A 24,784-nucleotide genomic window follows, 5' to 3' on the forward strand; every position below is an offset into this window, starting at 1 on the left:
GACGTACCGGCTGCGTCGCTAGTTTCCGATCTATGAGACTGCATATCCCCCGGACCGTCGCTGCCCTCGCCGCGACCGCCACGGCCGCCGCCCTCGCGGTCGTGCTGCCCACCGCCGCCTTCGCCGCGGATTCACCGAACGTCAAGATCACCGAGTGGTTGTACAGTCCGGTCAGCTCGTCGGGTGAATACATCGAGATCACGAACCTCGGCGCGGCTCCGGTCAGCCTTACCGGCTGGTCGTTCGACGACGACAGCGAGACGCCCGGGACCGTGCCGCTCGACAGCCTGGGCACCCTCGCCGTCGGCCAGTCCGCGATCATCACCGAGTCGGCGGATGCGACCTTCCGCAGCGAGTGGGGCCTCGGCGCCGATGTAAAGATCCTCGCGGGCAACACCACCAACCTCGGCCGTGCCGACGAGATCAACATCTTCGACGGACCTGACGCTGTCGCGAACCTCGTCGACCGCCTCACCTACAACGACCAGGGCACCGGCACGGTGAAGGGACCGCGCACCCAGGGTGTCGCCGGCATCCCGAAGACCGGGGCCGCACTGGGCGCCAACGACGCGTCGCAGTGGCAGCTCTCCGCGGTCGGCGATGCTGAGGCATCCTGGGCCTCGAGCACCGGAGACATCGGCTCGCCGGGCACGAGCCGTTTCGCGCTGGCCGGCCCCCCGCTCCCCGCCTGGGCGAACATCCACATCAACGAGGTCTCATCGGACAACACCAGCACGCCCGTGGGGGACGCGATCGAGCTGTACAACAGTGGCGCCGCGGACGTCAGCATCGCCGGCTGGCTGCAGATCGACAGCGGCGCTGCCTCCGCGGCGACGGCGTTCTCGGCGAAACTGCCCGACGGAACCGCGACGACGGTCGTCCCGGCGCACGGCTACGTCTACTTCGCCTCGACCAAGGGTCTGGGCAGCGGCGGCGACGGCGTGCACCTCTACCTGCCCGATGGTGCCAACGGCACCGCCGGCACGCTGGTCGACTCGGTGGCCTACACCGCAGGACAGGCTGGCACCGACGAGACCAACAACTTCGGCGCAGGCGCGTTGGCGCGCTGCCCCGACGGCACCGGTACGTTCGTCTCGGTCAAGGACAAGAGCTTCGGCGCTTCCAACGCCGACGCCTGCACGACGCAGCTGACCGACCCGACCACCGGTAACGGCGGCGGCTCGACCCTGACCTGCCAGCCCGAGGCCCCGTCCGGCACCGGCACCCTTCCCGCGACGGCGCTCACTCCGACCGCGTGGCCCGGCAGCGCATCCGTCGCCGTCTCAGACAAGCAGTGCGCGTGGATGACCACGACAGGTCCTGAGGGACGGGACGTCAGCGGCCTGGTCTTCGACCCGAGCAACGCGAACGTGCTCTACTCCGTCAAGAACAAGAGCTGGGTCTTCCGCATGGTGAAGCAGGACGGCCTCTGGGTCGCCGACACCAGCAACGGCTGGGGCGCGGGCAAGGAGATCTTCTTCCCCGGCAGCACTGACCCGGCGACGAACCAGCCCGACTCCGAGGGCATGACCGTCGGCGCGGATGGCGCGCTCTACGTCACCACCGAGCGCAACAACGCAGCCAACACCATCCCGCTCAACTCGATCCTGCGTTTCGATCCGACCCAGTCGGGCACGCAGCTCGTCGCGACCGACCAGTGGAATCTGACCGCGGAATTCCCTGAGCTGCACGCCGGCAACAAGGACCAGGCGAACCTCGGCTTCGAAGGCGTCACCTTCGTTCCGGACAGCTACCTGACCGCCAACGGGTTCGTCGACCAGTCGACCGGCACGGCGTACAAGCCGATCGACTACCCCCAGCACGGCACCGGGCTGTACTTCGCGGCACTCGAGAACGATGGCAAGCTGTACGCCTACGCGCTCAACGCCGACCACAGCTTCCACCGGGTCGCCGTGGTCGACACCGGCATGGGACACGTCATGGATGTGCAGTTCAACGCCGACACGCAGCGCATCTGGGCGCTGTGCGACAACACCTGCGGGGTCACGTCGACCGTGCTCAAGGTGGGCACGACCGGCGCAATCGTTCCGGATGTGCTCTACAGCAAGCCGGCCGGCCTGCCCGTGGACAACCTCGAGGGCTTCGCCCTGGCGCCGAACTCGACCTGCGTCGACGGGACCAAGGAGGTCGTGTGGTCGGATGACGGCGTCTACGGCGCCGGGCCTGGCAGCGCGACCGCGGGACACGCTCTCTACAGCGGGCGGATCAACTGCGACCTGGGCCTCGGTGGCCAGGGCGTGCCGAAGCCGGACGCCTGGGACAAGAAGAAGGTCTACTTCGTCAACGACAAGGTGAGCTACAACGGCAGTGTCTTCCAGGCACTCTGGTACACCTCGGGCGAGACCCCCGGCAGCAGCAAGAACGGCGCCTGGTCCGAGATCGCGACGGCTCCCGACGGCAGCACGCTCTGGACGGTGACCCGACCCTTCAACACCGGCGACGTGGTCGTCTACCAGGGGCGGACGTTCAAGGCGCTCTGGTACACCCGCGGCCAGACACCCGGCGGTGTCGGCGGCCCGTGGAGCGAGCTCGTCGCACCCACCGTGCCCGGCGGCATCCCCGCCTGGAGCTCGGCGACCGTCTACAACGGAGGCGAGAAGGTGACCTACCAGGGCCACACCTACCAGGCGCAGTGGTACACGGCCGGTAACGCACCTGACCCGACGAACAAGTACGGCGTCTGGAAGCTCCTCGGCTGACAGCGCCGGCTCCCCATCGCGGGGCAACGGAGGGGGTGGTTCGCTTGACGCGGGCCACCCTCCTTACTGTGCGGGGCGGACGGTCAGGATCTGCTCCGCGCGACCGACGGGCCCCTTCGTGTCGTGCAGAACACTGCTGGTCAGGCCGTGGCCCGCTGGGCCGAAGGTGACGGTGGTGTCGAGGCCGACCCACGAGCCTTCTGGCTGCCGGTAGAGGTGGATGGTCAGGTCCAGGTTCGGATACAGCCAGAGCGTGGGCGGCTGGCGCACCGCGATGCCGTTGGCGGTGTCGACCAGGGCGATGAAGGACGCGTGGGGGGATGCGCTCTCACCGGCCACGAGTCGGGTGTCGGTTCCGATCCATCCGGTCGCGCGGCCGGGCACCGGCGGACGGAGCGGCCTTATCTCGATCGAATCGATGTACCCTCCCGGCCAGGTGTCGTCCATCGGCCATGGGCTCAGGCCCTCCGGCCCTGGCAGGGCCTCGGGCTCTCCGCCCGCCACCGCCGTCGTGTCGACGACCTGGATGAACCACGCCCGCGCGAGGACCACGGTTCGCCCTCCGATGACGACGCTCGCCTCGACGAGCTCGATCGTGCGCCCGGACCGGATCGTCTCGACGCTGATCGTGCAGTCGTCGGCCGCGAGGAAGCCGAGGATGTCGAAGCTGATGCGGCCGAGCTGCTTACTGTCCGGTGCCAGGGTGGCCCGGTGAAGGTCGATCGCGTGCACGATGAGACCGCCCAGCGGACTGAAATGGATCTCGGCAGCGTTCCACGCGCCACCGGCGTGAACCGTGGGCCGGAATCGTTCGTCGTCCAGTCGTTCGAAGTACGCGTCCATCGGTTCCTGTCGTCTCCCGCATTCAGTTTCTACGCATCATCTCGCGAGACCTCCCGGGCTCGCAAACATCCGACCATTAGGCTGGGGAGATGGCTGTCACCGACGAGGCGATCCTCAAGATCAAAGACATGATCCTGTCCGGCGAACTCGCCCCCGGAGACCGCCTGCCGCCCGAACAGCAGCTCAGCGAACGGCTCGGGCTCTCACGCAGCTCCCTGCGCGAAGCCGTCAAGGCACTCGAAGTGATCCGCGTGCTCGACGTGCGACGCGGAGACGGAACCTACGTCACCAGCCTCGAACCGCAGCTCCTGCTCGAAGCGATGTCCTTCGTCGTCGACCTCCACGACGACTCGTCGGTCCTCGAGATCTTCGCCGTGCGGCGCATCCTCGAACCGGCCGCTGCGGCACTCGCCGCCGCCGCCATGACTGAAGAGACCGCCCAGGCGCTGCGGTCCGAAGTGAACGCGGTCGACGTCTCGACGAGCGTCGAGGGACTCGTCGAGCACGACCTGGTGTTCCACAAACTCATCAGCGAAACGACCGGAAACGGTTATCTCGCGAGCCTCATCGAGGGGCTGTCCAGCAGAACGGTGCGTGCGCGCGTGTGGCGCGGGCTCACCCAGGAGAACGCGGTCGCACGCACCCTGACCGAGCACCACGCCATCGTCGACGCCCTCGCCAACGGCGACGCCGAGCTTGCTCGAGCCTTGATGACCGTGCACATCAACGGCGTGGAGCAGTGGCTGCGCGAAGCGCTCTGAGGCACGACTCAGACGCGGCTTGCCCACGCATACTCGGCTCTCGACGACTGCCGCATCTCGGCGCCCGAGCCGGCGGCGGTCGGCGGCCAGTAGCGCCCGCCGTGCACCTCCACTGGCGTGATGAAGTGTTCGTGGAGGTGATCGACGTATTCGATCATCCGGCCTTCGGTCGTTCCCGACACCGTCAGGTAGTCGAACATCGACAGGTGCTGGACGACCTCGCAGAGTCCTACGCCTCCGGCATGCGGGCACACGCGAACACCGAACTTCGCGGCCAGCAGCAGGATCGCGATGTTCTCGTTGACCCCGGCGACACGACTCGCGTCGATCTGGAGCACGCTGAGCGCATCCGCCTGCAGGAACTGCTTGAACATCACCCGGTTCGCGCCGTGCTCGCCGGTTGCGACCGGAATCGGCGCGATACCGCGGGCGATCGCAGCGTGGGCCAGGACGTCGTCGGGATTCGTCGGCTCTTCCACCCACGCGAGATCGAACGCGGCCAGGTGGGCGATCCAGTCGATCGCGTCGGCGACATCCCACCGCTGGTTCGCGTCGACAGCGATCGCGATGTCCGGTCCGACTGCGGCGCGCGCGATGCCGAGGCGTCGGATGTCATCCGCCCGATTCGCACCGACCTTCAGTTTGACCTGTGTGAATCCCTCCGCGACCGCTTCACGGCAGAGCCGGTCGAGCTTCGCGTCGTCGTAGCCGAGCCAGCCCGGTGTCGTCGTGTACGCGGGGTAGCCCGTTGAAAGGAGATGCTGACGGCGGGCTTCTCTCCCCGGCTGCGCCGCGCGGAGGATCTCCAGCGCATCGTCGCGGGTCAGGGCATCGGTCAGGTACCGGAAGTCGACGAGGGAGACGATCTCCTCGGGCGTCATCGCGGAAAGCAGCGCCCACAGCGGCTGCCCGGCGCGCTTCGCCTTGAGGTCCCAGAGCGCGTTCACCGCGGCGCCGATGGCCATGTGCATCACGCCCTTCTCCGGGCCCAGCCAGCGCAGCTGCGAGTCGTAGACGAGCTCGCGCCAGGTCGCGCCCATGTCTGAGAGCAGCTGTTCGACGTCGCGGCCCAGCAAGTGACCTTCGAGCGCGCGGATCGCCGCGACCTCGACGTCGTTGCCGCGCCCGATCGTGAACACGAAGCCGTGGCCGTCGAGGCCGTCGTCACTGTCCGTGACGATTCGCAGGTAGGCGGCCGAGTAGTCCGGGTCCGGGTTCATCGCGTCGGACCCGTCGAGCATGGTCGAGGTCGGAAAGCGGATGTCACTCGTGTCGAGTGCGGTGATGGTGCTCACGTAGTTCCTTCGTTGGACGATTACGCTCGAGCATAGACATCGGATGTCTTGTCTGTCAATTGCGCGCAAACCGTCGGATCGGGGGCGTGAATCGGGCGGAGGTCACCGGATAGTTCAGATGTTCCGCGGGTGAGCGGCCCGTTAGCGGGCTGCTTGTCATTGGGCCCTGGCGACAAGCCACACCCTGGGCATCTTTTGATGAACGAGGACAACTGGCGAGAAAACACCCACGCGCGAGCTGAGCACAGAAAGCGATTGCTGGGTCTGGCGTTTTTGCGTAACCAGGCGGCTGGGTTTGCGTCTACGTTAGGTGAGGGCGGTTGTCCTCCGGGTCGTTGACGCGTGTCCACGCCGGTTAGCCGGGTCGAGGACACGTGGCCAAACTGACGTTCCGTATGTGCCTGGCATTCCGCCACTCGCCTATGAGGTGACTTGTTGAAATCGAATGTAGATATCGCTGTTGAAGCGCTGATGGCCGGCGCTGTGCTGTTTGCTGTGCAGCTGCTCTTTGGCACACAGCCGCCATGGCTTTATGCATGGCCGATCCTTGTGGTTGCTTTGGTCTACTTCGTCGAGGGTGCGAGAAACAGGAAGCGTAAGTCTTGATGAAGTAAGGAAAGTTTGAGCGGGGTGTGGCTCATTTGAGCTGATGTTTCCCGCCGACGAGCGACGTGCAGCACGGCGCCCCAGTGTCGGCGGAGCCTGCCGTCGTTGCGGAGTTCCAGGAGCCGCCTGACCTCGGCGTAGAGCCGTTCCCGCTTCCATGGCTCCATAGTGATGTGGTTCGAGAAAGTGCCGAGCAGGCGCAAATACTCGTCGGCCGAGTATGTGACCTCCCAGTCGAATTGAGCGATCGCGGCGACCTCGAAGAGGCCGCTGTCCTCGATCTCCGCCCGCGAATCCGGCAGCTCTCCCGGCCGCGGCCGGTCGTCCGCCTTGGCTTCGCCGATCTCTTCGTAGACCTCCTGGAGCTGCAGGAAGATCGGGTCTCCCCCGTCCGGGAACACATGACTCGCGCTCCAGAACGCGAGGTGACCCGCGACATCCAACAGCTCCCATGCCCTCCGGTAACGGATGCTGGGATCGAGCCAGTGCCAGGAGGTCGCCGCGAACACGAGATCGAACCTTTCGCCGACGGCCGGCGTCGTTTCGAATGCCCCGGTGATCACGGTCGCATTCGGGTATGCGGCAAGGTTGCGTCGCGCTGCGGCCGCGAGTTCCGCGCCGAGCTCGACACACGTCAACTGCATGCCCCGGCGGGCCAGAGGAAGCGTCGCTTTGCCTGTCGCGCACCCGATTTCGAGAATTCTGGCGCCGGACTTCAGCCCGGTGACGCGAAGAAGCGTCTCGTAGAGTTCATCCGGGTAGTCCGGCCGAGCCTGCTGGTACAGGTCGGCCGCAGAGTCGAAACTGGCTCGCAGGTCTGGGAGATCGTCGGCCATCGTCCCAGTCTCTCCGCGTCGCCGTCGGCTGTCGAGCGCAGGTCACTGCGCAGCGTCGCCGAAGAATCCGAGGAGCAGCACCGCGATCTTCTCCGGGGCGTTCAGATCGGGCGCGTTGTGATCGAGGCTGTCGACGATCTCGGCTCGCGCATTCGGCATGAGCGCCGCCAGCCGGCCCAGCACGTCGGTGAGATAGCGGGGGGACTTCGAGCCGCCGAGCAATACGGTGGGCACCTGGACCTCGGCGTACTCGGCGCCGTCGGAATCGTGAGAGACGATCTCCCGCATCTCGTTCGGGGTCGTGTGCATCAGCTGCCGCATCTCACGCCCGTCCGAACCGCTCAGCATGATCTGGGCGAACACTGTCATCAACGGCATCGGCAGACTGAACGGCAGCAGCCGCGTGCCGCGAAGGAACACGGCCATCGCCGTCGCCTGCCGGCCCCGCGCTTCCTCTTCTTCGAACCGGGGAAGCCACGACGTGTCGAGCGATCCCCCGATGGAGACTCCCGGCTCGTAGACCGCCAGCCGCTCGATTCTCGGCTCGTGACGGGCGCACTGCAGCGCGATCAGGCCGCCGTAGCTGTGGCCGAACACGCGGGATGCTCCCGTCGCGTCGAGGATGCAGCTGAGGTCCGTGGACTCCTTCTCTAGTTGATAATCCTCGCCCTGCGGCCCGCTGGCGCCGCGCCCGCGCCGTTCCATGACGTGAACGGTGAAGGCCGTGGACAACAGCTCGGCCAGCACGTCATAGTTGTGCGCCATGCGATTGTTGCCCGGCACGATCACGAGGCCTGGCCCTCGGCCCCGTGTCTGAAAGGCGATGGCCGTTCCGCCCGTCGACGTGGTGAGGTTCTCGTCCATGTCACCATCATCGACGGAGGCGCTTACAGGGTGCTTGCAGCACGCTTACAGGCGACGCCCGTCGTGCGGAGCATCCGTCGATCAGCAGGCGCAGCAGTCGACACAGGCTGCCGCGGGGGCCGGCCCGTGCATCCAGATGCGCTGCACCAGGCGCTCCCAGCCGACGGCGGCGCGCTCCCTCAGCGTCGGCCGCTCCTCCTCGAAGAACACGTCATCGACGCACCGCACCGTCGTCAGCGTCCGCACGCGAACCGCGGCGATGTCGTGGAGGTTGTTGCGCTGCGAGCCGTCCCAGTTCGCGTAGAGATAGGCGCCGCCGAGTGCCGAGATCGAGCGGACCGGCACCCGGACGAACGAGTCCGGACCCGTGACGTAGGTCGCGTCTCCCCGGGCGATCTGCGCGGACGCGGTCTGCGCATCCACGACGCCGTGTGGCGTGATCAGCGCGACGATGGCGCCGAGCTCATTGCGGGCGACGAGCTCGATCTTCAGGTCAGACATGGAATCTCATGGTTCGATGCTAAAGACATTCATTCATCGAATCCAACAGTAAAAGGTTCTCGGATTCAGCAGTGGAGCCGATGAATCCCCCTAAGCCTCAGTGTATCTTCGAGGATATGCACCGCTGAGTTCGGTGTGACGGAGGGACAGCTGATGGCTGCTGACCGTGTGGCCCTCGCTCGTGACGTGATCACGTACGGCACGACCGAGGCCGATATCGCCCTGACGTCGGGCCCGTCGTCGGGTGGCCTCCTGGCGGCTCCCTACGCGCCGACCCTCGTCACCACCCAGCACGATCTGGCGGCCCACTGGCCGCCCGGCACCGCTCCGTCCGCTCATCCGCCGACCGTGCGACCCGGCCCCGGCGACCCGCTTCCGCAGGCGGACTATGTGGTCATCACCTGGACGGTTCCCGAACAGCAGGCGCTGGTGGACGTGCTCGCACCGGGAGTGAAGCGCACCGAGTGGATCCCGTACGCCAGAAACTGGGAGACGGTGTTCAAGCCGTTCATCCGACCCGGTGCGCCTTCGCTGGCTGCCGGGCGGATGGCTTCGTACATGCCGGTCACGGTCGCCGGCAAGTCCGTACTGGTGATGAAGTCGGAGCTTCATCTCAATCAAGACGGCATGCACCTGCCCGACGGATCAGAATCCCTTCCCGTTGCGGATCTCTTCGCCCAGATCATCGACGAAGCCAAGCCGAAGCTGATCATCACCACCGGCACGGCCGGCGGCACGATGGACCAGAGCAACCTGGGCGACGTGATGGTCACCCGTGCAGCCCGGTTCCGCTGCAGGAGCGAGTTCAAGGGTGCGCCGTTCGCGGATTCGGCCTACGCGAGCGACTTCGACATCCCGACAGGGCGACTGGCCGACGCGACCACACTGATGCAGCTTCATGCCGCCCACCTCACCGAGCCCGCGATGGGCCCGGCGACCGAGCGCTACAACGACGGCACGGTCGTCCCGGGCTTCCCGAACACACCGAAGATCAGCGTGGAGGGCGTCGACTTCGCTGCCGGCCTGCCCATCCTGACGACGGACTACTTCGAATTCGGCACGTCCACCAACAAGCTGGGCGACGAAGGCTGCGGGGTCGAGATGGGCGACGCCGTGCTGGGGATGGTGTGCGCCAAGCTGGGCGCGACGGCGCCGCGCTGGCTGGTGGTGCGCAACGCATCCGACCCGCAGATCAACGGACACCTGCCGACCGACCCGGACGTGCAGGCGATGTGGGCGGTCTGGTTCTACGCCCAGTACGGCTACTGGACGTCGGTGAGCAGCGCACTCGCCTGCTGGGCGATCGTCGTCGACGACAAGGGCTGAGGACCCCGGACGAGCGACCGGCCCGTGCCGCCAGAGGCGTACGGGCCGGTCGGGTCGGGCGGATCGGGTGACTCAGCGCAGCGCGCCGAAGAAGTCCCGCAGGTCGCCGGTGAGCACATCCGGAACCTCGGCGGCCGCCCAGTGGCCGCCCTGGTCGAACTCGCTCCAGTGGACGATGTTCGAGTTGTCGCGTTCCGCCCAGGGCCGGATCGTGCGGAAGTCGTCCGCGAAGACGGCGACACCCGTCGGCGCGTGGTTCACCGCGGGGGCGGCGCCGGAGTGCGCCTCCTCGTAGTACGAACGTGCGGCGGACGCACTGGTGTTGGTGAACCAGTAGATGGAGACCGTCGTGAGGATCTGGTCCTTGGTGAGCAGGCTTCCGTCGCCGAACGCGACGAGCAGCTCGCTCCAGGCCAGCTGGGCGGCCGGCGAATCGCTCAGGCCGAACGAGAGGGACTGCGGCCGGCTCGACATCGCCGCCGAGAACCCTGCGCGCTCCTGGAACGTTTCGAGGAATGCGAGTCCCGCCTGGTCTTTCTCACTGAGGTTCTCGAACTCGGCCGGGTCGCCGGACGGGAACGAGAACAGCTGCAGCACGTGGGTGCCGACCAGACCATCCGGGTTCAGGAGCCCGAGTTCGCGCCCGATCTGAGCGCCCCCGTCTGTACCGTGAGCGCCGTAGCGGTCGTAGCCGAGTCGCTTCATCAGCGTGTCCCAGGTCTGTGCGATCCGGGCCATCGTCCATCCGCGTTCGTGGGTCTGCCCGCTGAAACCGAACCCGGGCATCGACGGGATGACGACACTGAACGCATCCTCGGCCTTGCCGCCGTAGGCGACCGGGTCGGTGAGCGGACCGATCATGTCCAGGTAGTCGGCGAACGAGCTCGGCCACCCGTGCGTAAGGATGAGCGGGAGCGCGTTCGGCTCGGGCGAGACGACGTGGATGAAGTGGATGGTCTGACCGTCGATCTCGGTCGTGAACTGCGGGAACCGGTTGATCTCGGCCTCCTGCGCGCGCCAGTCGTATTCGTTCAGCCAGTAGTCGACGAACTCCTTGACGAAGCTGACGGGAGCTCCGTAGACCCAGTCATCGCCGGGTGCTTCGAGAGGGTAGCGGGTGTGCGCGAGGCGGTACCGGAGGTCATCGAGGTCGGCCTGCGGCACGTCGATGCTGAAGGGGCGGATGGCGGTGATGGTGTCGGTGTTTGTCATAACTGCACGCTATGAGGCAATGCGGCATGGTTCGTTCCTCAATTCCGTGACATTCTGGACGGATGCTGCAGACCTCATCCCGGTTGCTCAGCCTGCTCTCGCTGCTGCAGTCGAGGCCGTCCTGGGGCGGGCCCGAGTTGAGCGAACGTCTCGGCGTCGGTCCCCGCACGGTGCGGAACGACATCGACCGGTTGCGCGACCTCGGGTATCCGATCGATGCGACGCGTGGCCCGGCGGGCGGCTATCGGCTCGGAGCCGGCGCCGACCTGCCGCCGCTCCTGTTCGATGACGACGAGGCGGTCGCCATCGCGGTCGGTCTCACGGTCACCTCCTCCGGGTCGATCGAAGGGATCGAGGAGAGTTCGCGCCGCGCCCTCACCAAGATGGAGCAGGTGCTCCCCTCGCGCCTGCGCGCGCAGGTGACGGCGTTGAGGGATGCGACCGAGACGGTCCTGCGCGACACAGCGGGTGTGGAGCCCGAGGCGCCGGTCCCGGCAACGGTGCTCGCCGCGATCGCGTCAGCCGTCAGGGATGCGCACTGGCTCCGTTTCGACTACGCGGGAGAGGCGCGACTCGTCGAGCCGTACCGGCTCGTCAACTGGAACCGTCGCTGGTACCTCGCGGCGTGGGACCTGCAGGGCGATCGGTGGTCCACCTTCCGTGTGGACAGCATCCGACCCAAGCCGCCGACGTATCGGCCGTTCACACCGCGATCCTTCCCCGAAGGCGGTCTGGTCGGGTTCGTGCAGCGGGACGTCGCCGCGGCGGGCTGGAAGGTGACCGCCCGCATCACGGTCTTCGCGCCGGCCGACGACGTCGTCGCGCGCATCAACCCGGCGGTCGGCGTCGTCGAGGTCGTCGACGAGAACACCTCGGTCCTGATCACCGGGGCCGACATGTACGAGACCATCGCCCTCTACATCGGGCTCCTGGGCCGCGATTTCCAGGTGACCGAGCCGCCCGAACTCGTCGCCCACCTGCGGGCGCTCGGCGAACGGTACGCGAGGGCGGTCTCCTAGCGCCGTACGAGTCGTCACTAACCGTCCATATTCTGCGCGATTGAGGTGAGTTGGTGACGTCTCGGCGATGGGTCACGCTCGTCAATGGGTGGCGACCGCGCTGCCGGTGAGTTCGTGGCGTGAGAACGTGTTGACGAAGCAGTAGTACGAACGCGCCCCCGAATTCCACTGCGCGGCGGTGTTCGGGTAGCGCAGATCGGTCTGGACATCTTCGTTCCAGACTGCAACCCAATCCCAGTTCAAGAGGCCCGGGGCCGAGCAGAGATCGGTGACCTGGATCTCCAGCGCTTGCGCACCGGGGAAGGGTTCACCGGCCGGCTGGGACAGAACACCGCGGGACAGCAGCTGCGCGATGTGCGGCGCAGCGCAGTCGACCACCGGATAACCGGCCGCCCACGGCGACGGATAGACCTGGAGGCAGTCGCCGGTCTTGAGTGAGTCCACCGGCTGAGCCGGAACGGTGGCGACCATTGTCGGGGTCGGCCGCGGAGGCAGACCGAGGGGGGCCGGGTCCGGGTCCGGCTCGACGATCTGGGGCGACGCCGCGTGGGGGCTCGGCGAAGAATGCCCGTGAGCGCGCCCCGCCGGAATGCCGGCAGCGAGGAGCATTGCAGCGGCCACCGAGAGCACGACGACCACAGCGCCAGTGGACCCGGCGAAGAGAATCCACCCTCGCCGCGAGAGCCCGGCAGGCGTCTCGGCGGACGTCGGCTCGGCGCGCGTTCGCGATCGGCTGTCTCTCACGCGGTCATCCTAACGTCGGGTGCGGCACGTGATTCCTAGCCCCTGGGGAGAGCAGCGCGCACGATTCCCGGCGATGAGACGATCCGACAGCTGACGCTGCCCGCAACGGCAGCGGGCCGCTCCTTCGCACGAAAGACGGCCCGCCGCCGATGACGCTCAGGCTACGTGCGGTCCGCCGTTTCGGCGTCGTCGGAGCGGACAAGATCTAGAACGTGCATTGGGCACATGCACCAAGCCGTCGCTCAGCGCACCACGTCGTAGACGAACTTGGCGACGCCGTTGGAGTAGGTCTCGTGCTCGACGACGTCGAGGTTGGTGGTGGTGTCGCCGCCCGCGAAGAGCCGTTTGCCGTCACCCAGCAGGAGCGGGAAGACGAGCAGGTGGTAGCGGTCGACGAGACCTGCGGCGGCCAGGTTCTGCGCGAGTGTGGCGCTCCCGTGGACGATGATGTTCCCGCCCTCGGTCTGCTTGAGGGCCGCCACGTCGTCGAGCGAGCGGAGAACGGACGTGTTGTTCCAGTCGGGATCGGTGAGCGTGCTCGAGACCACGTATTTGGGCATCGCGTTGTACTCGGCGAACTCGTCCATCGTCGGCCAGATCGGCGCGAACTCGTCGTAGCTGATGCGGCCCATGAGCATTGCGCTCGCCTCGACCTGCTCGCGCCCCTTGATCTCGTACGCCTCCGCGACGAACGGGACGTCCTTGAACGTCCAGCCGGCACGCGGATGCGATCCGCCGCCCGGCGAGTCGATGACTCCGTCGACGGTGATGAATTCGGTGACAATCAGGGTGCGCATTTTCGTCAGGACCTTTCCTCTTCGACGATTCTGTCTCACTAAGACGTCGAACGGGACCGGCCGATTTCGACATCCGCGCCCTTTTCGCGGTGTCGGCTGGCGGATGGAATCGCCCGGGTGTCCGGGATCGCGGGTTCAGGTCAGCGTCGGGAGGTCGTAGTCGTCGCCAGGCACCGTGGCGTCGAGCGGATACCCGACCGTGGGACCGAGGACCCGGGTGGCGCGCGTGAAACGTTCGACCAGTTCGTCGTCCACGATCTCGTCCCCATCCCCATCCGTGCTTCCGGGTTCGTGCGTGGACACCAGCTGACTGGCGGGGCCGATCAGGACCTGCGCGACGCCGAGTGCGCCATCCGCTTCACGTACCGGGATCTCGACGGTCGCCGACGTCGACTGCCGCGCGAGGGCGGCAGCGTATTCGAGCAGGGCGGATGCGATGGCATCGCCGGTCAGAACGGATCCCCCCGCGTACTGGACTCTGTGCATGCGACTCTCCCGACTATGCGTTCGTCTCCCCGACGGTAGTCCCCGGACCGTTGTGGTCAATCCCCCACCGGTGCGCGTCGGGTCCGTGCCGCGCCGCGCCTGTCGCCGACAGGCCGCCTCACCGCGCCGGACGCAGGACGATCACCGCTCCAGACGGGAGCTTGCCCTCGAGCGCCGCGGCAGCGGCATCCTCCGTCGCCCCGTGAACACGCACGACGATCGTCCCGCCGTCAGCGGTCGCGACGATCGCTTCGAATTTCGCCATGTCACCCAGAGGTACCCTCTCCGCGCCCGGGATCAAGGGGTATCTTTTCGCCGAGCACAGGGTTGTTCCCGTTTTGAGCGACTCATAACGGGAACAACCCTGTGCTCGCGCGGCGTTGGCGGGCGCGCGGGGCGCGGGGCGGGGATGCGCGACGCGGGTCAGGTGCGCGCGGATGCTGTGAGCGCGTCGATCGCGAGGTTGTGGTCGCTGAGGGAGTCGAGGCCCGAGACGGCGAGGACTCCGACCTGGGAGCCGTTCACGCGGATGGGGACCGCCCCGCCGGTCGGAGCGTATTCGGCGGAGGTGAGCCCGAAGTGCACGAGGAAGTCGGGATCGTTCTTCGCGTGCAGCTCGAAGACGGCATGCGAGGAGCGGTCGAACCGCCGGACGACCGCGATCTTGCGGGCGACCCATTCGTCGTTGTCGGCGCTGGTGCCGGGCAGGGCGGCATGGAACACGCGCTGGCTTCCGAGAACGATCGAGATCGTGACCCCGTGCCCTTCCACCAGGCATCGCTCGACGAGCTGCTGCCCCACCGCCCATGCTTCCTCGTGGGTGAATCGCGGCTGATCCGGCGCCTCAAACTCATTCATGTGCTCAGTCTCCTAGACGCAGGGTCGCGAGCACAGGAAAAGGGGGGTTATGAGCGTCTCATAACCCCCCTTTTCCTGTGCTCGGCGGCCCGGGCGCGGCTCGCGGGGGCGGGTCAGGCCTCGCGAGCGGCCGGGGAACGCTCGGAGGTGCGCACCGGGTCACGCTCGACGATGCCGCCGAGGACCTCGTCGATCCGCGACATGAGCTCGGTCGGGATGGTCACGCCGGACGCCTTCACGTTCTCGACGACCTGCTCGGGCCGCGAGGCGCCGATGATCGCCGTTGCCACGTTGTCGTTCTGCAGCACCCAGGCGATGGCGAGCTGCGCGAGGGTGAGGTCGAGCTCACGCGCGATCGGGGCGAGGTTCTGCACACGTGTGAGGACATCATCCGACAGGAACCGCTTGACCGCGCCTGCGCCGCCGCGCTCGTCGGTGGCGCGACTTCCCTCGGGGAGCGGCGCACCCGGCAGATACTTGCCGCTCAGCACACCCTGGGCGACCGGCGACCACACGATCTGGGAGATTCCGAGCTCCTGCGAGGTGGGCACGATCCGGTCTTCGATGACGCGCCACAGCGCCGAGTACTCGGGCTGGTTCGAGATGAGCTGGAAGTTGAGCTGTTTGGCGAGGGCGGCACCGGCACGGAGCTGCTCCTCGGTCCACTCGCTCACGCCGATGTAGAGAGCCTTGCCCTGACGCACGATGTCGGCGAAGGCCTGCATGGTCTCCTCGAGCGGGGTCTCGTAGTCGAACCGGTGCGCCTGGTAGAGGTCTACGTAGTCGGTCTGCAGCCGCGACAGCGAACCGTCGATCGATTCGAGGATGTGCTTGCGGGACAGTCCGACGTCGTTGTGTCCCTTGGGGCCGGTGGGGCCGAACACCTTGGTGAGGATCTCGAGCGACTCGCGCCGTTCGCCCTTGAGTGCGGCACCGAGGACGGTCTCGGCTGCGGTGTTGGCGTAGACGTCGGCCGTGTCGAACGTGGAGATGCCGACCTCGAGCGCGGCGCGAACGCACGCGGTCGCGATGTCGTTCTCGATCTGCGAGCCGTGGGTCAGCCAGTTTCCGTAGGTGATCTCCGAGATCTTGAACCCGGACCGACCCAAATACCTGAAGTGCATTTCGTTCCTCTCGAGTAATGCATGCCTGTGCCCCGGGTTCGATGCTAGGCAACTCGATTGATCGAATCCAACAGTAGATGGTTCTGGGATTCATTCGCCCATCCGATGAATCCCTCGTCGGCCCGCGCCTCCCCTGCTTGAATAGGGAGATGACCGAGGACAACTGGCCCGCATCCCCGCCGAAACTCGCGCCGGGCGACCGCGTCGCCATCCTCTCTCCGTCGTTCGCGGCACCGGGGCTCGCACCCGAAGTGCATGAGCAGGCCATGCGCCGGCTCGCCGAAGCGACCGGGCTCGTCCCCGTCGAGTACCCCACGACCCGGCGGCTCGGCGCCAGTCCGGAAGATCGGGCGGCCGACCTCAATGCGGCCTTCGGCGACCCGACCATCCGCGCCATCCTCGCGACGATCGGCGGCGACGACCAGGTCACGGTCATCCCGCACCTGGATGCCGACCTCGCCCTGGCAGACCCGAAGCCGTTCTTCGGGTACAGCGACAACACCAGCCTCCTGAACTGGCTCTGGTCGCTCGGGATCTCCGGATACTACGGCGGGTCGACGCAAGTACACCTCGGAGCCGGACCGCGCATCGACGACGTCCATCTCGCATCGCTGAAGGCTGCGCTCTTCACCGGCGGCGAAGTGGAGCTCACCGAGCCGGGCGAGTCGGAGGACTTCGGACACGACTGGCTGTCTCCGCTCGCCCTCGTGGAGTTCGGAGATCGTGAGCCCGCAGATCCGTGGGTCTGGGCCGGGCCGGAACGCGAGGTCGCGGGCCGCACCTGGGGCGGATGCCTCGAGGTCATCGACCAGTTGGCCATCGCCGGCCGGCTGCCGTCCGTCGACGCGGTGAAGGGGAGCATCCTGCTCCTCGAGACCAGCGAAGAGCTTCCCTCCGCCCCGTGGGTGAAACGGTGGGTTCGCGCCCTCGGCGAGCGTGGGATCCTGGCGGCGGTCGACGGCGTCGTCGTCGCGCGCCCTCCCGTCAGCACCTTCGGGAACGTGCCGTCTGCAGCGGAGCGGGCGCGGCTCCGCGCCGACCAACGCGATGCGATCATCGGCGAGATGGCCCGGTACAACCCGGGCGCGGTGGTCTGCGTCGGCGTCCCGTTCGGCCACACCCGCCCGCAGTGGATCGTGCCGTACGGCGGACGGGTCCGGCTCGACGGTCGCACGCGAACCGTGACAGCCGATTACAGCTGACGGCGGCGCGGCGCTGCGCCACTCATGGGGTCGCGCACGGATACGATTCGTCCAGGAAACCCGGTCGTTCTACCGGTTCCCGAAACGCAAGCCCGAAGCCGCACGCCACTCGCACTCACCGAAGAGGTAACCGTTGACCGATTTCCCGCCGACTCCGCCCGCCGACAGCACGCCGGAGCCGGCCGCCTGGCCGCCGCCCACCGGACAGGGTCTTCCGGTCTACCCGGTCGCTGCCACTCCCGCCGACGCGACAGCGGGGCTTCCGTTCAGCAAACTGGCTATCGCCGGCTTCGTCGTCTCGTGCGTGTCGATCTTCATCTTCGGGTGGCTCGGCGTCCTCGGCGCTCTGTTCTCGGCGCGCGCGATCGGGGCAGCCCGTCGTGGTCTGGTGCGCGGACGCGGCCTGGCCATCGCGGGGTTCGTGATCGGTGTCGTGGGTTTCGTCGCCTACGCGATCATCTTCCTGACGCACCAGCGCTGACGGACTCCGCGGCCTGGCGAGATTCCCGGAGCCGCGGGCGCCTCCTCGGCGTAGAGTGGCAGCATCCATTGGTTCGCCGGCACCGTCGCCGGAAAATCCGGATCAGACGGGATGCTTCCGGCGCTACCACGCCACAAGGAGGCGCTTACCCATGCTCACCGAAGCCCACGCAGTTCTGCCCGCATCCGATCTCAAACGGGCGCAGGAGTTCTACCACAATGCCCTCGACCTCGATCCGGCCGAAGTGGAGAGCGAGAACCTGCTCTACCGTCTCGACTCGGGATCGACGTTCGAGATCTACGAGACCGGCAATGCCGGAACCGCCCAGAACACCCAGATGTGCTTCCTCACCGATGGCCTCGACGGCGACATGGCGCGACTACGCGAACGCGGCGTGACGTTCGAGGACTACGACTTCCCCGGCCTCAAGACGGAGAACGGTGTGGCCGCCTTCGGCACGACGAGGACCGCCTGGTTCAGGGACACGGAAGGCAACTTCATCTGCCTCACCGAACTGGGGTAGGGCGGGTCTGCGCCGGCTGACGTCGATCGCTTCCATCGAGGCACTCCGCCACGAGTAGTGGAACGGGTGCGTCGTGGATGCGCGACGTCAGCCGTCGGTGCCAGTCGACGTCGTCCCACATCCCCCGGTATTGCGGACCGCAGAAGTTGCTGGTCGCGATCCCCATCCAGCGGCCGTGCTTGATCGCCTCGTCGACTCCGAACTCGCAGAGTTCCCTGACCCAGCCCCAGTCGAGGCCGGGGCCGTCCTTCCAGCAGACGATCGCCCACGACTCCGTCGTCACCAGCGGCAGGTTGCGCCACCGTGACCAGTCCGCCATGTCGGTGATCATGTTCGACAGCTGGATCCGCCACTCCTCCGGGCTCGACCGGTAGAGCCGCTCGGCCTGGTCGGCGAGCAGCTCGTACTGGACGGGATCGCGCCCGTCGTAGTCGAGCTCCTCGTAGAAGCGGCGGGGCCCGGCGAGCACCATCCAGACGTGCGGTTCGAGCAGGTCGTAGTGGGACACGTCCTCGGCGAGGACCGTGTCGAACTGGGCCGAAATCGAGAAGCACAACGGCAGTTCCGGATAGGCGGCACGCACGCGAGCGAGCGCCGTGTTCGTCCATTGCCGACCGTCGGGCGACGTGCGCAGGAGATCGTCTGTGCCCTCCTCGCCGCCCGGAACCGTGAAGGGCGCCCAGAACAGCTGCGGCCACTCGTTGCAGAGATCCACGTACCAGATCGTGTGCAGCAGCCCCGCGGCCCGGATGTGGTCGAGCGTCGCGATCCAGCTGTCGGCGAGATCCACCGGCCCTGTGATCGACATGCGGGTGTCGTCGAGGTCCTGACGGAACCAGGTCGAGAGGGCGACCTTCAGCCCGCGGGCGTCGGCGAGACGGATGAAGTCGACCAGCGCCGGCATCGGCGAGACCGTCACCTTGGCGGGGCTCCCCCAGTCGTGCATGGTCCAGGCGGGGATGAGTGTGAAGGCCCCGTCCGGATCGGCGGCGACCAGGTGCGGATACGCGTCGATCCGGACGGCGTCGTAGCCGCGCTCGACCAGACCGTCGAGCGCCCGCTCCCAGTCCTCGTAGCCGCCGCCCGGCCAGCGGCGCTCCAGCCAGGAGAAGTCCCACATCGCGATCGCGAGCGCCCCCGTCGCACCGGTCGAGAGCTCAGCCACGGGAATCCGGCGCTCCGGCTTCGCCCCAGACCCGCTCCCAGCCCACACCGATCCCATCGCCGGCCCGGACGTAGCCGTCCGCGTCGACGCAGGCTTCCCGTACGACCGGGTTCTGCGTCACGAGCGACTCGAAATAGGTCGTGTTCGGGATGCTCATGGCGAGCTGGATGTTGACCGGGCCGCCCGCGTGGATCTCGGCGCGCAGATTGAACGACTCCGCGAGGTGCGCGATGCGCAGTGCGCCGGTGACTCCGCCCTTCAGCGTGGCTCCCGTGCGCACGGCACCGGCGCATCCGGACATGATGAAGTCGGCGGCGTTCAGGTGGACGCCGTCGCTGGTCTCAGCGACAAGCAGCGGGATGTCCACCCGCTCGGCCAGCCGCTTGTATGACGTGATGCTGAACTCGCGCATCGGCTCCTCGTACCAGCGGTAGCCGGCCTCGGCGAGCGCTTTGCCCAGGTAGACGGAGTCGTGGAGGTCGAACCCGGCCGACCCGTCGTACATCAGGTCGACGTCTGGCCCGACGTGATCGCGCAGCGCCTGCGACAGCGCCGCGTCGCGCCTCGCATCGCCCCAGGCGTGCAGCTTGATCGCGTGGTACCCGAGCTCGAGGCACTGGTCCGACACGTCCAGGTATTCCGGGATGTCCCGGAAGGTGGTCGTCGACGCGTAGGCGGGCAGCGCATCCCGAAACGACCCGAGCAGACGGTGCAGTGGCAGCTCGGCCCGCTTCGCCGCAATGTCCCAGAGGGCGATGTCGACCAGCCCGAGAACGTAGATCGGGAACTCTTCGATGCGGTCGAGCTCCCAGACCCGATGCCACAGCCATTCGCGGGCGAGCGCGTCGGCACCGATCAGTTCGTCGCGGAGGCGGCGCTCGACCAGGTCGCGCAGGATGACACCGCGGGTGCAGTGCGCATACCCCTTCAGACCGGACTCGGTCGTGATGACGAGCCAGCCGTCGATCGTCTCACCGGGATCGGACCCGGGCAGCCCCTGCCTCCACATAAAGGGCGGGGAGGCGGGGGGCTGGGTCACGAGCACGACGTCGACGTCGACGATCGTGTCGCCCGCCGCCGAACTCACGACTGCAGCTCGAAGTACTGCTGGATGTCGGGCGAGACGGCGGGGATGCTGATGGAGCGCCCGTCAGTCCGCAGCGAGATCGTCGCGGCCTCCCCCGCAGCGACCGCATCCCGTGCTGCGACCGGCGAGGTCTCGGTGGCCCCGCCCTCGCGCACGAAACGCAGGAACTCGGCGACGAGCGCGCTGTCCGCTCCTCCGTGACCGCCCTCGGCCGGCGGGATCGGGATGATCTCGTCGGCTTCGACATAGTCGCCGCGTGTCGTCCACACCTTGACCACGCCGCCTTCGCCGTCGCCGAAGTTCTCGATGCGGCCCTCCGTACCGATGACGGTGTAGTTGCGCCAGTAGTCAGGCGTGTAGTGGCACTGCTGGTAGCTGGCGTAGACGCCGTTCTCCAGCTGCATCAGCATCATCGAGACGTCCTCGACGTCGACGACCGGGTTCAGCCCGGTCAGCGACTTCGGCGGCCAGTTCTCGTGGCTGATCCACTCGCCCATGCGCTCCTCGGAGCGGTCGCGACGGTCCGTGATGTCGCCGTAGACGGTGAGCCCGCCCATCCCGACGACCGTCTCGCTGCGCGAGTCGGCCAGCCAGTGGATCACGTCGAGATCGTGGGCGCCCTTCTGGAGCAGCAGGCCGGTCGACTTGGTGCGGTCGGCGTGCCAATCCTTGAAATAGAAGTCCCCGCCGTTGCCGACGAAGTGGCGGCACCAGATCGCCTTGACCTCGCCGATGCGGCCCGAGCGGATGATGTCGCGCATGAGACGGACCACCGGAAGGTGGCGCATGTTGTGGCCGACGTAGAGCCTGGTCCCGGTCTCGCGTGCGGTCTCGAGGACCCGGTCCGCATCCTCGGCCGTGATCGCCAGCGGCTTCTCACAGAAGACCGGCACGCCCGCGCGCAGCGCTGCGATCGCCACCTCGGCGTGCGTGAAGTCAGGGGAGAGCACCATCACGGCGTCGATCCCCGAGGCCAGCAGGTCGTCGAGCGAGGTCGCGATCGTCGCATCCGGGAGCTCCTCGGCGACGCTGCGCTGTGCGCGTTCGGCCGGATCCCAGACCGCCGCGATCACCGCGTCATTGCCCGGGTGCACGACCTCGCGCCACAGCGCAGAGCGGGCACCGAAGCCGACGATTCCGATTCGAAGTGTCACGGGGGTCCTATCCTTTCGTGCCCGTCAGCGCGATGCCCTGAATGAACTGGCGCTGCAGGATGGCGAATGTGATGAGCATCGGCAGGCAGGCCATCAGGGCCGCCGCCATCAGCACGGGGAAGTCGGTGAAGTGGAGGCCGATGAGCTGTGCCATGCCAACCGTGAGCGGCTCCTTGGACGGGTCCGACGTGACGACGAGCGGCCACAGCAGGTCGTTCCACGACCACAGCGCAGTGAAGACGGCGAGCGCGATGATGCCCGGCTTCGCGAGCGGCAGCATCACCTTGTAGAAGACCTGCCACGGGTTCGCGCCGTCGACGCGGGCCGCCTCCTCGAGTTCGTTGGGAAGCGCCATGAAGAACTGGCGCATGAGGAAGCATCCGAACGCACTGAACATGCCGGGCACGATCAGTGCAGTCAGGCTGTTCGTCCAGCCGAGGCGCAGGATGATCTCGAACTGCGGAAGCAGGAAGAGCTGCGACGGCACCATCAGCACCGACAGGAACGCGATGAAGATCACGTTGCGCCCGGGAAAGCGGAGCCGTGCGAACGCGTAGCCCGCCATAGTGCACAGAACGACCTGCCCGACGACCCGGCCGATCGTGAGCAGCACGGAGTTTGTCAGCATCGACAGGAACGGCAGGGTGGCGAGCACCTTCGCGAAGTTCCCGAAGTCCCAGGGGCTCGGGATGATCTGCGGCGGGACGGCGTGCGCCCCGTCGAAGGTCTTGAACGCGGTGAGCAGTTCCCAGACGAACGGGAAGATCATGATGACTGCGCCCGCGATGAGCAGTGTGTGGACGAGCCACGGCTGCCGGGGGCCGCGCTTGGTGCGGACGGTGACGGTGTCGCGGACGGCCGCTGCCGGCTCGTTCGCCCTGGCGGTCTCGCGGGTGAGGGTCGACTCAGTACTCATAGTGAACCCATCTGCGCTGGAGGCGGAACTGGATTGCGGTGAGGATCAGGATGATCACCATCAGCACGAGGGCGATGGCCGCGGCGAGGCCGCGCTGGTTGCGGATGAACCCGGTCTCGTAGAAGAGGGAGACGATCGTCATCGTGGCCTGCTTGGCGGGGCTCCCGGTCGGGATCATCACGTAGAGCAGATCGAAGACCTGGAGGGCTCCGATCACCGTGATGACACTGACGAAGAAGACGCTCGGGCTCAGCAGCGGCAGGGTGACGGAGAAGAACCGCCGGATCGGACCCGCTCCGTCGAGGCTTGCCGCCTCGTAGAGCGAGGTCGGGATGCCCTGCAGCCCGGCGACGAAGATCACGATGTTCGTTCCGAGGGTCGCCCAGATACCGACCACCGCGACAGCCATGAGCGCGGTCGAGGGGTTGGCGAGCCAGCTGGTCCCCTGGATGCCGACCAGGTGCAGCACCTGGTTCAGGATCCCGTAGTCACCGTTGTAGATGAACGTCCAGACCAGGGCGATCGCCGCCGGCATGGTGACGACAGGGATGAAGTACAGGATGCGGTAGAAGCTCCGGCCCTTCAGGTTCGGGGTGTTGAGCAGGCTGGCGATGACGATCGCCAGCGGGATCCCGAGCAGTGCGACACAGGTGTAGATGGCCGAGTTGCCTGCCGCATTGAGCAGGTCGGGAGTATTGAAGAGCTGCACGAAGTTCGCGAAGCCCACCCACGTCTCGCCGCCGAAGGCGCCGGTCGTGGTGAGGGACATGTACCCCGTGCGAAGGATCGGCCAGAAGTAGAACGCGATCAGCCCGAGGGCCGTCGGGCCCACGAACAGCAGCGCCCACCAGGCGGAGTCCCGCAGCGGCTTGCGACGCCGGGCCGCAGGTGCCGGGGTCGCCCCCGGCACCTGGGTCCGTGTCATCGTCGATGACTGAGACACGTCGTTATTCCTTGGCGAGGTCCGCGTTCATTTTCGCCGCGAGGTCCTTCAGACCGGTCTCGACGTCGACGGATCCGGTCCAGATCTTCGTCATCTCGGCCGTCTCATCGGTGTTCCAGGCCGCGGTGTTCTTGGACACCGGGTAGGCGACAGCCGTCTTGACCTCGTCCATGTAGGCCTGCAGGTTGAAGTTCGGCAGCGACTTGACCCACTCGTCCTGCGAGCCGTTGAAGGCCGGGATGACCGCGCCCGACTTGGCCATGACATCCGCCGCCGTCTTTCCGCTCGCGAACGCGGCGAACTTCTTCGCTGCGTCGATGTGCGCACTCTTGGCCGAGACCACGTTTCCGAGGCCGTGCATGATCGACTGGTTGCTCACCGGACCCTGCGGCAGCGGTGCGACGTCGATGTCAGCGGCGATCGACGACTTGGCGAACGCACCCGGGTTCCACGAGCCAGCCCAGTACATGGCGACCTTGCCGGAGGTGAAGAGGTCGGCCGAGTAGGTGTCGGTCATCTGCTGGAGAGTGGGGGACTCCTTGGCGTTCACCAGGTCGACCCAGAACTTGACGCCTTCGATCGTCTTGGGGTCGTCGTAGCCGGACTTCTTGCCATCCGGGCTGACGATGTAGCCGCCGGCCTGAGCGACCGTGTCGTAGAAGTTCTCCTGGCCGTACGGGGGAGCTGCGATACCGAAGGTTCCGGGCGTCTTGCCGGTCAGCGCCTTGGCGTCGGCCTTGAGGTCGTCCCAGGTCCAGCCGGCCTTGGGGTAGGCGACGCCCGCGGCGTCGAACAGCTTCTTGTTGTACCAGACGCCGACCGTGTCGAAGTCCTTCGGTGCCCCGTAGACCTTGCCCTGGTAGGAGTACAGGTCCGTCAGCGCCTTCGGGTAGTCGCTCGTCTTCACCTGGTCGTTCGGTGCCAGCTGGCCATTGGATGCGTAGAGCTGGAAGTTCGGCCCGTTCATCCAGAACACGTCGGGCGCGGTTCCCGCGGTGGCCGCGGTCTGGAGCTTCGTCCAGTAGTCGGCGTTCGGTGTCAGCTCGATGGTGACCGAGATGTTCGGGTTCTGCTTGTGGAAGTCAGAGATGATCTGCTGCATCGCCGGCTCCTGGTTCTTGTCCCAGATGCCGTAGGTGAGCGAGACTTTCTCGTTCGAACTCGGTGCGCTCGAGCAGGCCGTGAGGCCCATCAGCCCGAGGGCCGCGATGGCCACTCCCGCCCCGATGGCGCGGATGGTACGTCGCTGCATTGAATCTCCTTTGATCGTTTGCGTGTGACTGCGGAACTACTAAAACGATTAAGTAACAGCACAATGCAA

25 protein-coding genes are annotated in these 24,784 nt (G+C 66.9%); 7 read left to right on the forward strand and 18 right to left on the reverse strand.

Going from position 1 to position 24,784, the window contains the following annotated elements:
* The first annotated feature begins 32 nt into the window (after nt 1-32).
* Nucleotides 33-2,720: a lamin tail domain-containing protein gene (locus AAYO93_RS17550; RefSeq protein WP_345762463.1), complete on the forward strand. Its 2,688-nt coding sequence runs from the start codon at nt 33-35 to the stop codon at nt 2,718-2,720.
* A 63-nt stretch (nt 2,721-2,783) separates the two neighbouring features.
* Here AAYO93_RS17550 and AAYO93_RS17555 read toward each other — a convergent pair whose 3' ends face one another.
* Nucleotides 2,784-3,563, reverse strand: coding sequence for a thioesterase family protein (locus tag AAYO93_RS17555; RefSeq protein ID WP_345762464.1), 780 nt, complete (start codon nt 3,561-3,563; stop codon nt 2,784-2,786).
* Nucleotides 3,564-3,652: 89 nt separating this feature from the next.
* Between AAYO93_RS17555 and AAYO93_RS17560 the strand changes: the two genes are divergently transcribed.
* Nucleotides 3,653-4,324 (forward strand): FadR/GntR family transcriptional regulator, encoded by a 672-nt coding sequence (locus AAYO93_RS17560; protein ID WP_345762465.1) that lies wholly within the window; start codon nt 3,653-3,655, stop codon nt 4,322-4,324.
* 8 nt (nt 4,325-4,332) lie between these two features.
* Here AAYO93_RS17560 and AAYO93_RS17565 read toward each other — a convergent pair whose 3' ends face one another.
* The 4 genes from AAYO93_RS17565 to AAYO93_RS17580 all read right to left on the reverse strand — a co-directional run bounded on the left by AAYO93_RS17565 (nt 4,333) and on the right by AAYO93_RS17580 (nt 8,426).
* Nucleotides 4,333-5,619 (reverse strand): enolase C-terminal domain-like protein, encoded by a 1,287-nt coding sequence (locus tag AAYO93_RS17565; protein WP_345762466.1) that lies wholly within the window; start codon nt 5,617-5,619, stop codon nt 4,333-4,335.
* Nucleotides 5,620-6,182: 563 nt separating this feature from the next.
* On the reverse strand, nt 6,183-7,061 hold the full coding sequence (locus AAYO93_RS17570) for a class I SAM-dependent methyltransferase (RefSeq protein ID WP_345762468.1): 879 nt from the start codon (nt 7,059-7,061) through the stop codon (nt 6,183-6,185).
* 42 nt (nt 7,062-7,103) lie between these two features.
* A complete protein-coding gene (locus tag AAYO93_RS17575) occupies nt 7,104-7,925 on the reverse strand; it encodes an alpha/beta fold hydrolase (protein WP_345762469.1) in 822 nt (273 codons plus the stop codon).
* Between the two features lie 81 nt (nt 7,926-8,006).
* Nucleotides 8,007-8,426, reverse strand: a complete 420-nt coding sequence (locus tag AAYO93_RS17580) for a hypothetical protein (RefSeq protein ID WP_345762470.1) — start codon at nt 8,424-8,426, stop codon at nt 8,007-8,009.
* A gap of 153 nt (nt 8,427-8,579) precedes the next feature.
* On the opposite strand from AAYO93_RS17580, the gene AAYO93_RS17585 reads away from it, so the two are divergent.
* Nucleotides 8,580-9,752 carry a hypothetical protein gene (locus AAYO93_RS17585; protein WP_345762471.1) on the forward strand — a complete coding sequence of 391 codons (1,173 nt, stop codon included), beginning with the start codon at nt 8,580-8,582 and terminating at the stop codon, nt 9,750-9,752.
* A 72-nt stretch (nt 9,753-9,824) separates the two neighbouring features.
* Here the strand turns inward: AAYO93_RS17585 and AAYO93_RS17590 are convergent, their stop codons facing one another.
* Nucleotides 9,825-10,964 (reverse strand): epoxide hydrolase family protein, encoded by a 1,140-nt coding sequence (locus AAYO93_RS17590; RefSeq protein WP_345762472.1) that lies wholly within the window; start codon nt 10,962-10,964, stop codon nt 9,825-9,827.
* Between the two features lie 62 nt (nt 10,965-11,026).
* Between AAYO93_RS17590 and AAYO93_RS17595 the strand changes: the two genes are divergently transcribed.
* Nucleotides 11,027-11,983, forward strand: coding sequence for a helix-turn-helix transcriptional regulator (locus AAYO93_RS17595; protein ID WP_345762473.1), 957 nt, complete (start codon nt 11,027-11,029; stop codon nt 11,981-11,983).
* 81 nt (nt 11,984-12,064) lie between these two features.
* On the opposite strand, the gene AAYO93_RS17600 is transcribed toward AAYO93_RS17595, so the two are convergent.
* From AAYO93_RS17600 to AAYO93_RS17625, 6 genes are all read right to left on the reverse strand, one after another.
* A complete protein-coding gene (locus tag AAYO93_RS17600; protein WP_345762474.1) occupies nt 12,065-12,727 on the reverse strand; it encodes a hypothetical protein in 663 nt (220 codons plus the stop codon).
* Between the two features lie 242 nt (nt 12,728-12,969).
* Complete coding sequence (locus tag AAYO93_RS17605) at nt 12,970-13,524, reverse strand: dihydrofolate reductase family protein (RefSeq protein ID WP_345762475.1); 555 nt, start codon at nt 13,522-13,524, stop codon at nt 12,970-12,972.
* 135 nt (nt 13,525-13,659) lie between these two features.
* Nucleotides 13,660-14,010, reverse strand: coding sequence for a hypothetical protein (locus tag AAYO93_RS17610; protein ID WP_345762476.1), 351 nt, complete (start codon nt 14,008-14,010; stop codon nt 13,660-13,662).
* Nucleotides 14,011-14,128: 118 nt separating this feature from the next.
* Nucleotides 14,129-14,275, reverse strand: coding sequence for a hypothetical protein (locus AAYO93_RS17615; RefSeq protein ID WP_345762477.1), 147 nt, complete (start codon nt 14,273-14,275; stop codon nt 14,129-14,131).
* Between the two features lie 158 nt (nt 14,276-14,433).
* Nucleotides 14,434-14,868, reverse strand: coding sequence for a heme-degrading domain-containing protein (locus AAYO93_RS17620; protein WP_345762478.1), 435 nt, complete (start codon nt 14,866-14,868; stop codon nt 14,434-14,436).
* 113 nt (nt 14,869-14,981) lie between these two features.
* Nucleotides 14,982-15,992 carry an aldo/keto reductase family protein gene (locus AAYO93_RS17625; RefSeq protein ID WP_345762479.1) on the reverse strand — a complete coding sequence of 337 codons (1,011 nt, stop codon included), beginning with the start codon at nt 15,990-15,992 and terminating at the stop codon, nt 14,982-14,984.
* A 149-nt stretch (nt 15,993-16,141) separates the two neighbouring features.
* Here AAYO93_RS17625 and AAYO93_RS17630 point away from each other — a divergent pair, with 149 nt between their 5' ends.
* From AAYO93_RS17630 to AAYO93_RS17640, 3 genes are all read left to right on the forward strand, one after another.
* Complete coding sequence (locus AAYO93_RS17630) at nt 16,142-17,194, forward strand: S66 family peptidase (protein WP_345762480.1); 1,053 nt, start codon at nt 16,142-16,144, stop codon at nt 17,192-17,194.
* A gap of 133 nt (nt 17,195-17,327) precedes the next feature.
* Entirely contained in the window at nt 17,328-17,675 is a 348-nt protein-coding gene (locus AAYO93_RS17635; protein ID WP_345762481.1) for a DUF4190 domain-containing protein, read from the forward strand.
* A 151-nt stretch (nt 17,676-17,826) separates the two neighbouring features.
* Nucleotides 17,827-18,198 (forward strand): VOC family protein, encoded by a 372-nt coding sequence (locus AAYO93_RS17640; RefSeq protein WP_345762482.1) that lies wholly within the window; start codon nt 17,827-17,829, stop codon nt 18,196-18,198.
* Here AAYO93_RS17640 and AAYO93_RS17645 read toward each other — a convergent pair.
* From AAYO93_RS17645 to AAYO93_RS17670, 6 genes are read right to left on the reverse strand one after another with little or no spacing between them, the layout of a single operon-like run.
* On the reverse strand, nt 18,182-19,363 hold the full coding sequence (locus tag AAYO93_RS17645; RefSeq protein WP_345762483.1) for a cellulase-like family protein: 1,182 nt from the start codon (nt 19,361-19,363) through the stop codon (nt 18,182-18,184). The two genes, AAYO93_RS17640 and AAYO93_RS17645, sit on opposite strands and share 17 nt — an antisense overlap.
* Nucleotides 19,356-20,450, reverse strand: coding sequence for an enolase C-terminal domain-like protein (locus tag AAYO93_RS17650; RefSeq protein ID WP_345762484.1), 1,095 nt, complete (start codon nt 20,448-20,450; stop codon nt 19,356-19,358). The genes AAYO93_RS17645 and AAYO93_RS17650 overlap by 8 nt, the downstream gene beginning before the upstream one ends.
* On the reverse strand, nt 20,447-21,604 hold the full coding sequence (locus tag AAYO93_RS17655) for a Gfo/Idh/MocA family protein (protein WP_345762485.1): 1,158 nt from the start codon (nt 21,602-21,604) through the stop codon (nt 20,447-20,449). Before AAYO93_RS17655 ends, AAYO93_RS17650 begins: the two co-directional genes overlap by 4 nt.
* A 7-nt stretch (nt 21,605-21,611) precedes the next feature.
* Complete coding sequence (locus AAYO93_RS17660; protein ID WP_345762486.1) at nt 21,612-22,520, reverse strand: carbohydrate ABC transporter permease; 909 nt, start codon at nt 22,518-22,520, stop codon at nt 21,612-21,614.
* Entirely contained in the window at nt 22,510-23,463 is a 954-nt protein-coding gene (locus AAYO93_RS17665) for a carbohydrate ABC transporter permease (protein WP_345762487.1), read from the reverse strand. Before AAYO93_RS17665 ends, AAYO93_RS17660 begins: the two co-directional genes overlap by 11 nt.
* A gap of 4 nt (nt 23,464-23,467) precedes the next feature.
* Nucleotides 23,468-24,715, reverse strand: a complete 1,248-nt coding sequence (locus tag AAYO93_RS17670; protein ID WP_345762488.1) for an ABC transporter substrate-binding protein — start codon at nt 24,713-24,715, stop codon at nt 23,468-23,470.
* Between the last annotated feature and the right edge of the window lie 69 nt (nt 24,716-24,784).

Origin of the sequence: Diaminobutyricibacter sp. McL0608 (assembly GCF_039613825.1) — a bacterium.
Classification (GTDB): Bacteria; Actinomycetota; Actinomycetes; order Actinomycetales; family Microbacteriaceae; genus Diaminobutyricibacter.